This window comes from Vibrio sp. Vb1554, assembly GCF_033344235.1.
This window is the reverse complement of the sequence record NZ_JAWPOJ010000198.1, coordinates 1-1,393: the sequence shown is the minus strand read 5'-3', so window position 1 is coordinate 1,393 and position 1,393 is coordinate 1. Positions and strand designations below refer to the sequence as shown.

General features: G+C 48.5%; 1 pseudogene. It reads left to right on the top strand.

The window, feature by feature from the left end:
* Window positions 1–1,393 (top strand): annotated as a pseudogene (gene sucA, locus R8N28_RS24915) (2-oxoglutarate dehydrogenase E1 component); the annotation flags it as partial.

The following is a 1,393-nucleotide window of genomic DNA, read 5'->3' as shown; positions in this document are numbered from 1 at the left end:
CTGTCGCTTTTGTGACACGTATTGCTTTGGATTACCGCAACGAGTTTAAACGCGATGTCGTGATTGACCTTGTTTGTTACCGTCGTCATGGTCACAACGAAGCGGATGAACCGAACGCGACTCAGCCGTTGATGTACCAAAAAATCAAAAAGAACCCAACTCCTCGTAAGCTGTACGCCGATGTTCTGATTGATAAGAATGAGTAGGATATTGAAACTGCAACGCAGTTGGTGAACGAGTATCGTGATGCACTTGACCGCGGGGAAGTCGTGGTGAAAGAGTGGCGTCCGATGGCATTGCATTCTGTAGACTGGTCTCCTTACTTGGGACACGAGTGGGATATGCAATGGGAATCGACCTACGATAAGCAACGCCTTGTCGAACTAGGTAATCGTTTATGTCAGTACCCGGAAAGCCACAAGCTGCAAAGCCGAGTAAACAAGCTGTACAACGATCGCTTAGCAATGATGACAGGTGAGAAGGCTATTGACTGGGGTATGGCTGAAACATTGGCTTACGCGACATTGGTAGACGATGGTAAGCGTATCCGTATTTCTGGTCAGGACTCAGGTCGTGGTACTTTCTTCCATCGTCACTCAGTTCTTCACAACCAATCAGATGCAAGCACTTACATCCCGCTAGCGAATATCCATGACAAGCAGGGGCCTTTCCAAGTTTTTGACTCTGTGTTGTCGGAAGAAGCTGTTCTTGCATTTGAGTACGGTTATGCAACAGCTGAACCTGGCGGTTTGACCATTTGGGAAGCGCAGTTTGGTGACTTCGCTAACGGCGCACAAGTGGTTATTGACCAATTCATTTCGTCTGGTGAGCAAAAGTGGGGACGTTTGTGCGGCCTGACGATGCTTCTGCCTCATGGTTACGAAGGCCAAGGTCCGGAGCACTCATCTGCTCGTCTAGAGCGTTACCTTCAATTGTGTGCTGAGCAAAACATGCAGGTCGTTGTACCATCAACGCCAGCTCAGGTGTACCACATGATTCGTCGTCAAGTAGTACGCCCAATGCGTCGACCATTGATTGTAATGTCTCCTAAATCATTGCTTCGTCATCCTCTTTGTACTTCGACTCTAGAAGACCTTGCAGAAGGTACGTTCCAAGCAGCGATCCCTGAAGTGGATAACTTGGAGCCAAGCAAAGTGAAACGCGTCGTGTTCTGTTCGGGTAAGGTGTATTTCGACCTTCTTGAGCAGCGTCGCAACAACGAGCAAGAAGACGTAGCAATCGTGCGTATTGAGCAGCTTTACCCATTCCCGATGGAAGAAGTACAAGCGGCTATTGCTCAATACACTAACGTCGAAGACTTCGTGTGGTGTCAGGAAGAACCTCAGAACCAAGGTGCTTGGTACTGTAGCCAACATAACTTCCGTGCCGCTAT